The organism is Streptomyces xanthochromogenes, from assembly GCF_014650455.1.
Taxonomy (GTDB): domain Bacteria; phylum Actinomycetota; class Actinomycetes; order Streptomycetales; family Streptomycetaceae; genus Streptomyces; species Streptomyces xanthochromogenes.
In genome coordinates, this window is sequence record NZ_BMUZ01000015.1 from 1 (window position 1) to 8,184 (window position 8,184).

Here is an 8,184-nt window from a genome sequence, read left to right on the forward strand (position 1 = left end):
CGGCGACGGCCGTGATCATGTTCTCTTCGTCCTTCGGTGCCCGGCGCAGGTCGCCGGTCATGCCCTCGATGATCCGCACGAGCATCCGCCCGCCAGTCGACTTCCCCGCCCCCTGGGGGCCGGTCAGGAACGGCGCCGGGACGGGGGCGGACGGTCCGAGACAGCCAATGAGCCAGGCCAGGGCCAGGGCCTCGGTCTTGGCGTCGGCGAAGTTGCACAGCCTCAGCAGCAGGTCCAGCCCCTTGCCGTTGGTGTCCTTGGCGGGCAGGGGGAGTTCGCCGGTGAGCTGGGTGCGCCGCCAGCAGACCTCTTCGGGGTCGGGCACGCGGATGTCCCAGCCGGTGGGGTGGATGCGGACGGACTGGCCGTCGTCGCGGCCCAGGTCGAGCCAGGTGGCTCCGTCGAAGCCGGGGGCCACGCGGATGTGGGTGGGCTGTACCGGCTCGGTCAGGGCGAGTGCTTCGATCAAGTCCAACGCCTCCTTGAGGGCGGTTCCGTTGAAGACGCCGACCCCGTCGCGGAAGAGGCCGACCATGAGTTCTTGGCGGTGGCTCCCGCTGGTGCCCTGGGAGCGGATGGGGCGGGCCACGGGGTGGCCGGTGCGCTGGGCGTAGACGGTGCCGTCGATGGTGCGGAAGTACCGGAAGTGCGACTGGGCGTAGTCGGTGATGATCTGCCGGGCCGGGCTCTTGTCGTCCTCGGCCATGGCTCACATCCCCAGTGCGGTGCGGGCGTTGGTCCATGCGTCCGCGCAGTGCCGGGCGGACTCACCCCGGGCCTGGGCGGCGGTGAACAGGCGAGCCGCGTGGGCGTCGGTGAGGCAGCCGCACCGGCCGTGCCGGGACAGCACCGCCAGGAAGGTGCGGTACACCGTCGCGTGCACCGCACTCCGGGCCTCGGTGATCCGCTGCTCCGCCATGGCGATACCGCGTTCCAGGAAGGCGGGCGTGCGGTGCGGGCACTGCCCGCCCCCGGCCAGCGCGGCCACCGTCACGACCGACGGGCGCGGGACCTGGGACGGCTTCACGACCAGCGCGCGCACGGCGTCCGGCAGGGCGGTGAGGGTGCCGGTTCCGTGGCCGCGCCAACGGGCGTAGGCCATGGTCGACTTGATGTCGACACCGGCCCGGACGCCGTTCACTGAACGCATGGCGCCCTGGTAGACCCAGTGCTCCCCGCGCGTGGTGGGAACGGTCCGGGTGCGCGGCAGGGTCTCGCGGGCCCAGGCCAAGGCGGTCGCCGTGTCAAGGTCGACCACGGTCAGCCCGGCGCCCCCGGGGTGGTAGGCGACGTCTACGGCCTTAGCCCACGCCCGCCCCCAGGCAGGCGAGTTGAGGACGACAGGATCGGTGGTGGCGGCGGCCCAGGCGTGGCAGATGTCGGGGCAGTGGCAGGGGCCCGGGTTCTTCATGTTGGGGCGCCCGCCGCACGCGTTCTTCAGGCAGGTTGGGCAGTTGGCGAATGGGACCTTTCCGCGGCGAAGGGGCAGCACGGGAAGCCCGTGAGCCGCCAGCGCGAGTGCGGTGGACAGGTGCGGTGAGGCGGTGTTGGGCTCGGCTACTCGCCGAATGGCGGTGGGGTAGGTCATGCTGGGAGACCTCCGGTCAGTATCAGGAGTAGAGGGCGGCCCCGACCTTTGGCGAGACGGGGGCCGTCCTCGTTGTGTTCTGGCCGCGGATAATCCGGCGGCGGATTGTCAGTGGGCGTGGCTAAGGTCGCGAGCATGACGACGACTCTTGAGCTGGTGCCGGGACTGGTGACGACGCGGCAGGCCATCGCGGCTGCCTACGGGTGTGGCACGTTCCAGGGCATCGAGCCGGCGGATGCCGCGGGCAAGGTGTTCGTGTACTCCGACCCTGCGGCGGGTGAGGAGTACGGCTACACCTTCGACGGGCGAGCTGAGGACGACGAGTTCGGTCCGCTGTACCTGTACACCGGTGCGGGTGCCAACGGACCTCAGCATCCGACTGGCCGCAACAAGGCGCTCCTCCACCACATTGCGCAGGACCGCGAGTTGCACCTGTTTGTCGCCCACGGCAAGGCGTCGGGAAGTGGCGCTATGCGCCAGCGCTACATCGGACAGATGGTGCTGGACACCATCAAGCCCTACGACGTGCGCCGCGCCCTGGGCAAGGACGAAGTGATGCGCAACGTCCTGGTGTTCCGGCTCCGGCCTGCGGAGGGCACCACGCCGGCGTGGACGGAGGGCGACAAGGTCCACGCAGCCACGAAGGACAGCGTGGAGATCATCGATCCCGCGGACGTGGTGGGCAAGCCCGCCACGGTGCCGACGCAGGACAGCACGAAGGTCAAGAAGACCGAGCAGCACAGCACCGCGGAGACCACTGCCAACATCACGGCCGGCCAGCGCAAGGTACTGCGCCGCGAAGGCGAGTTGGTCACCGCGTTCCTGGCTCACCTGAAGGCAAAGGGTCACCAGGCGCACAGCTTCCAGTTCACCGTCGAGGGAGAGCCGGGTTCCCTGACCCCGGACATCTACGACGCCACCGACCACGTCCTGTTCGAGGCCAAGGGCCAGCCGACCAGGATCAACGTGCGGATGGCCATCGGCCAGCTCCTCGACTACCGCCGCCGCGTTCCGAACAGGGAGACGCTGCGCACTGCTGTCCTGCTGCCCAGCGCCCCCACCCCGGACGTACAGACACTTCTCGAAGAGCTGGAGATCGGACTGGTCTACCAGACCGAAACCGGATTCACCGGATGGCCTCTCAGCCCGTGAAGTGATTGCGCTTGAAGATCGCTTTGCGGATGTTGACCACGGCGCCGCCGTCCCCGTGTCGGGGGCCGAAGACCTGTACGGCGATCCAGCCGCCGAAGATCACGGCCGCCAGGATGATGAGCTGGTGGATCAGTGCCGCCATGGCGGCGATGAACGTCGTCAGGACAAGCAGCCCGCCGCACACGGCGGCGAAGCCGATACCGCCGAGCGCGACGTTCACGGCGGTGCGGGACGCGGCCGGTTTGGCGGTGACGGGTTCGGGCTTGGCGGGCTCGATGGCGTAGCCGGTGACGACCCTACCGTCGGGCAGGACGATGCTCGCCACAGTCGGCACGGTGCCCGGCTGGTGGGGCGCGAGCGGCGCCGGAACGGGCGGCATCGGGGCGGGGTAGTGGACTTCCACGGCCCGTTCTATGGGCGCGTTCCGGGCCTGTTCGGGGAACATGCGGAATCCCTTCCGGGGATGGGCAGGGAGGCAAAGACACCCCCTGCCAGGAGCGCTGTAGAGGGGGTTTCGGGGGTGCTGACCTGCGCGCCTCCCTGACTCCCTGGCAGATCATTTGCGCAGGTGAGGGGGAGGGAGGCGGGTCAGGGAGGGGGTCAGGGAGTTCTCCCTGCCTCCCTGACCCGCCGGGGGTTGGCTCCCTGATCTATGCGGCGGAAGCGGAACCGTCCCCGTCGCGGTTGGCGAGCGCACGGGTAACGCGGTCTCGGTCGACGACCATGACCCCGTCGGACTTGCGGGGCTCGGCCCCGACGCTGCCCAAGACGCGCTTGAGATCGAGGAACGACCACTTGCCGTAGGCGCCGGCGTTGAGCGCGGCGAGCCGAGCGAGCACGTCCTTCGTCCGCACCCGGTCGGCCGTGCCGATCACGGAGGCGATATCGGCGAGCGGGTCCCGCTGCTCGCCACGGTCGACCGCGGTGAGGGTGGTGACGCCGTCGCGCAGGGCCTTGGCCCGGTCGGTGATGGCTACGGCCGCGTCGTCGTCGATGTAGTGCGTGCGCACGGTGATGGAGGCCTGTCCGGCGGGGATGGCGATGCCGTCGGACGCGACGACCAGCGTCCCCCGGTCGAGTCCGGGGCGGAGCAGGTTCGGGGCGGCGCCGCCGTCGACGGCCTTGTCCCCGAGTGCCATCCGGGCTTGTGACTCGGTGCCGAGCGCGAGCGATGCCCGGGTGTGGGCGCCTTCGCGCACGAGCTTGGGCAGGTTTTCGTTGGTCGGGTCCTGGGTGCCTTGCCACATCAGGACGTTCACGGCCCGACCCTGGTTGTGGATCTTCCGGACGGCCATGAAGTAGCGGGAGTTGGCCTTGGAGCCGCCGTAGGGGCGCTTCTCGTCGTCCTTGGCCGGGCACATGAACGCCACCTGCGCCTCATCGACCAGCACGATGAGTGGCGGGAACGCGGCTCCTTGGGGTGCTTGGATGCGGCGGTTCATCTCATCGACCGCGCTCTCAACCATCTCGGTGACCTGGATGACGTGGTCGTCGGTCGGCCCCTGGATCAGAGTCTGAGCGAGGCCGTTGAACATGGCCCAGTCGCCCACGCCCTTGAGGTCGCCCATCAGGAACTGCACCGACTTGTCCAGCGCCAGCCACAGAGCCAGCGACCGCAGCGCCACGGTCTTGCCCTGGTTGGACAGGCCGGTGATCAGCAGGTGGCGCTGGTAGAGGCTGAGGGCCGCCGCGTCGCCGCGCAGGTCTTGGCCCCAGGGGGCGCGGCCCTTGCTGTAGTCGGCGGTCATCGTCTCGTCGGTGACCAGGGGGGACGGGCCGATCGGCTCGTCCAGCGCACCCGAGTCGGCGACCCAGAGGCGGACGGTGCGGGCGGCTTGCGGGATGGTGATGAACACTTCGTGCTCGTGCCGGGACAGGTTCTCGGCGAGCTTGCGCCGGCGGTTCTGGACCTCGTTCGTCGAGACGCCGGAGGGGAGGGTGACGTCGACTTCGACGCCGCATCCGGCGATGCGGATCGGGCCGAGCATCGCAGCCCCAGCGTCGCCCATTTCCTTGATGGCCCGGCCGAGTGCGGGCACGCCGAGGTCGCGCAGGGCCTTGACGACGATGGACGGGGTGATGGGCTCGCCCTCCCCGTTCCGGACAGCCGCGGGAAGGGCCCAGTTGGGTGCGGCTTGCTGGTGGCGGCCGACTCCCCACAGGGCGAGCAGCGCGAGGAACGGGCCGATCGTGACGGCCGGGCCCCACACCACCGTGGCCACGGTGATCAGGAGGTTGATGAACTCGACCGTCGCCATCAGGGGCGTGATGACCTGCGTGACGTCCTTCGTCGCGACCGCCATGACGACACCGAGGGCGACCAGCGAGCCGACGCCCATGCCGGCGCTCACGGCCACGCCCTTGGCGGCATCGAGCGGGGAGTGGAGGAGGTCCATGCGGCGGCGGTGGCGGGCGTCGCGGAAGCGCTGTCCGCGCTCCTCCCACTCGGCCGCTACCTCGTAGTTCCCGGCGGCTTCGGCGGCCCGGAGCATGCGTTCGTAGCGGGTGGCGGTGCGGCCCTCCCACGTGCGCTTGGCGACGATGCGGGTTCCGCCGACCACGTACATGCCGTGCCGGACCGTCAGCCGGGCGGCGGTGCGGGTGTGTTCGTGGGTGACGATGGCGCGCACGGCCCGACCGGAGCGCACCCGCAGGGGCACCGGCGGCGTTTCGGCGCCCGGCGCTACTACAGCAAGGTTCGGCGTGCCAGAGGGCCCCTGGGGGGCGTCGGTGGCGTCTTTGGTGAGGCGAACGACGTTGGAATCCATGGGAGTTGACTCCTGACTGTCCAGGCAGGGGAGGAAGATCACTGCGGAGTGGTGTGGGCCGGGGCGGGTGGGGGTCACCACCACCCCGACGACTTCTTGGCCGCCTTGGTCCGGGCGGCTTCCGTCACGACCCGCTGCCGTTCCACCTGCAACGCGGTGATCTCGGCAATGAGTCGGGTCTCAGCGCTCTGCCACGCGGTGTCCATGGCCCGGTCCCCGCGATCGGTCCCGGTCCCCTTGTGCAGACCACGCGCGGTGGAGACCACCCCGCCCAGCACGCCCCGGCGCTCACGGCCGTTCAGCGGCCACAACTCACGGTTCTGGACCGCTTCAAGCTTGCGTTCGTTGTTCTGGATCTCCCGGTCAAGGCGCCGGGTGTCGGGCTTGCCCATCACGCGCTCCTCGGAGAGGTGGAACGGGAATCGCAGGGCACGCAGGTGCCGAGCGAGAGCGGGATGACGTATCCGGCATCGCGCCGGCATGCGGGACACCAGCGGCGGGCGGCGTTGGCCTTGGCCAGTGCCGCCCGCCGGGCGGGTGTCATCGGCCGCACGGGCTTGGCGAGGTCGACGCGGTACAGGAACGCGACCAGCGCCCCCGGCGCCGCCGGGGCCGCTCCAGTTGGGCCGCCACATCCTGGCCAGCCGGCCGCAAGCCCCGCGCACGGAGCTGGCGACGGGTGGCGAACCCGTCCGGTGCGAGGCGCCACCGGTAGACCGGCAACGTGGCCATCACGCCACCCGCTTCCACGCCGCCCGCAGCCGAACCTCAGAGGCGGCATGTCCGGCCGCCCGGAAGCGAGCGGCCATCTCCCGGTACGACAGCGCCGGGGTCTCGCTCGTGCGGATCTCCTCCACCAACGCGTCCAGCGCCGCATCCGTCAACTGAGCCCCTTCGAGGGCGGGCACGGGCTCGGTAGGGCCCCAGACGGGCAACTCCCACGGGGGCGTGACTCCGGGCGTGACGGGGGCCGTCACGCTGGTCAGCGCCCTGCCCGTGTCGGTGCCGGCCCGGGTGGATTCCAGCGTGGCCCACGCCTTGGAAAGAGTCTTGGCGGTGCTCGCCTGAACCCGTGCGACGCGCGCCCCAGAGGTCGTCACGGCCGCCAGGCGGGTCTCCTCCGTGGCGGCTTGGGACCGCAGCCGGGCCCGGGCCACAGCTGCTTCGTCGCGTGCTTCCTGGCGGATTCCCTGGATCGCGTCCAGCGCCCCGGCCGTGAGCGCGGTCTGCTCCCACAGCCCGTGCACCAGCCACAAAGCCTTCGCGGCCACGGGCAGCCATGCAACCGCCAGCCAGGCACCCGTTGAGCCGTCGGCGGTGAGGGCGTGGGCGACCAGAACACCGGTCGCGATAAGGCCGAAGCCCCAGCCGACCCCGGTCACCACCGCGCTGTGGTCGCCCTGCGCGGCGAGGCGCCGTTCGTAGGCCAGGGTGGCGAGCCATCCGCCGTCGATGCCGAGACCGACGACCAGCGCGACGGGCCACGGGACGGCCGTCCCGAGCCAGAGCAGGACCACGGCCAGGGTCAGCACCATGGACACCGCAGTCATCGCGACGGCAGGCAGAACAGTTTTAGTCCTCATGCCGCACCGCCCGCAGTGCGCGCGTGCTGGTTGCCCAGTGCCCGGCGGGCCCTGAGGACGTTGCGCCGGGCCCGGCGGATTCGGCGGGTGTCCAGCTCGTTCGGCGTGTGGTCCAACGTGATGATCTGCGCTTCCAGCAACTCGACTTCCGCCAGGATCAGCGGCATCTCGATGTCGATGGCGTCGAGTTCGGCCGGCGTCGGCTCGATGTCCGGCAGGGTGCCGGTAACGGCCGTCTGGAGTGCGGCGATGTTCTTCATGAGTCGTGGTCTCCCTAGCAGGTGGTACGGCTCATGCGGCCCCGGAGTTGCACCTCCGGGGCCGCGCCGTTGAAGGGGTCGTGCGGGACTGTTTGGTGGGTCAGGCGTAGAGGGCGGTGGCGCCTGCCTCGCGCAGTGCGGTGTGTGCCTGGCGGGCCCGGAGCCCGGCCTCGTCCAGTTCCTCGGCCGGGACGTCACCGAGGGCCATGGCCGCGTTGACCGCTTCCTGCGCGAGGGCCAACAGGCGGCGGTCGCTGGTGGCCATGTGAAGGGTGTCCATGGCTGAGGTGACGGCCGAGCGGGCCGCGTAGCGGGCCTGCCGTGCCCCTACCGTGTCGGCCAGAGCCTCGCGGCGGGCCTTGATCTTCAGGTACTGCTGTTCACGGTGACCGACCAGAGCGGCCAGCAGTGCCGGGACCGCTTCGGCCAGTGCCTGGCGGCGCCGTTCGGACTGCGCGGCCCGGGTAGTGCGGTGCGCGGTCAGGTGCTGCATGAACCCGGCGACCAAAGCACCGGCGAGCGTGCCCAGTACGGCTATCAGCGTTGCGATCATGACGTCCCCCAAAGGGTTCGGATCGGATGGTCCGGCTCCCTGCCACCCCGCCCGTACGACCACCCCGAAGGGCTCCCGGACGGGCGGGGGAGGCAACCGGCCGCCGCGTAAGCGGCGAGTGGATGAGCGTGCAAGTCCCCTTTGGGAGCGGAACTCCCGTTGAAGGCGTATGGGGACGTGACCTTTCGGTCTCAAGCCCTCCGGCTGACAAGGCGCCGGGAAACCTCCCCCCGTCCAACGCGGGGCTCCTGGGTCATGCAGGTACAGCGCAATCGGAACG

Annotated in this window: 9 protein-coding genes and 1 pseudogene; 1 reads left to right on the forward strand and 9 read right to left on the reverse strand. The window is 70.5% G+C overall.

Annotated features, from left to right (window positions below; genetic code table 11):
- Together IE267_RS32580 and IE267_RS32585 are read right to left on the reverse strand one after the other, a co-directional pair.
- On the reverse strand, positions 1-706 hold a 706-nt coding region (locus tag IE267_RS32580), incomplete at its 3' end, for an AICE element replication initiation protein (RefSeq protein WP_506417459.1).
- A 3-nt stretch (positions 707-709) separates the two neighbouring features.
- Positions 710-1,588, reverse strand: a complete 879-nt coding sequence (locus tag IE267_RS32585) for a bifunctional DNA primase/polymerase (RefSeq protein WP_189765637.1) — start codon at positions 1,586-1,588, stop codon at positions 710-712.
- A gap of 135 nt (positions 1,589-1,723) precedes the next feature.
- On the opposite strand from IE267_RS32585, the gene IE267_RS32590 reads away from it, so the two are divergent.
- On the forward strand, positions 1,724-2,740 hold the full coding sequence (locus tag IE267_RS32590; protein ID WP_189765638.1) for an SRA domain-containing endonuclease: 1,017 nt from the start codon (positions 1,724-1,726) through the stop codon (positions 2,738-2,740).
- Here IE267_RS32590 and IE267_RS32595 read toward each other — a convergent pair.
- From IE267_RS32595 to kilB, 7 genes and pseudogenes are all read right to left on the reverse strand, one after another.
- Positions 2,730-3,185 (reverse strand): hypothetical protein, encoded by a 456-nt coding sequence (locus tag IE267_RS32595; protein WP_189765639.1) that lies wholly within the window; start codon positions 3,183-3,185, stop codon positions 2,730-2,732. The genes IE267_RS32590 and IE267_RS32595 overlap by 11 nt on opposite strands.
- Positions 3,186-3,390: 205 nt before the next feature.
- On the reverse strand, positions 3,391-5,508 hold the full coding sequence (locus tag IE267_RS32600; protein ID WP_189765640.1) for an FtsK/SpoIIIE domain-containing protein: 2,118 nt from the start codon (positions 5,506-5,508) through the stop codon (positions 3,391-3,393).
- 74 nt (positions 5,509-5,582) lie between these two features.
- On the reverse strand, positions 5,583-5,900 hold the full coding sequence (locus IE267_RS32605) for a hypothetical protein (RefSeq protein WP_189765641.1): 318 nt from the start codon (positions 5,898-5,900) through the stop codon (positions 5,583-5,585).
- Positions 5,900-6,240: pseudogene (locus IE267_RS39855) on the reverse strand (RRQRL motif-containing zinc-binding protein). Before IE267_RS39855 ends, IE267_RS32605 begins: the two are co-directional and overlap by 1 nt.
- Entirely contained in the window at positions 6,240-7,091 is an 852-nt protein-coding gene (locus IE267_RS32610; RefSeq protein WP_189765642.1) for a protein spdB, read from the reverse strand. Before IE267_RS32610 ends, IE267_RS39855 begins: the two are co-directional and overlap by 1 nt.
- Positions 7,088-7,351 (reverse strand): DUF6284 family protein, encoded by a 264-nt coding sequence (locus tag IE267_RS32615; RefSeq protein WP_189765643.1) that lies wholly within the window; start codon positions 7,349-7,351, stop codon positions 7,088-7,090. The genes IE267_RS32610 and IE267_RS32615 overlap by 4 nt, the downstream gene beginning before the upstream one ends.
- A gap of 100 nt (positions 7,352-7,451) precedes the next feature.
- Positions 7,452-7,904, reverse strand: coding sequence for a plasmid transfer protein KilB (gene kilB / locus IE267_RS32620; protein WP_189765644.1), 453 nt, complete (start codon positions 7,902-7,904; stop codon positions 7,452-7,454).
- Positions 7,905-8,184: the final 280 nt, after the last annotated feature.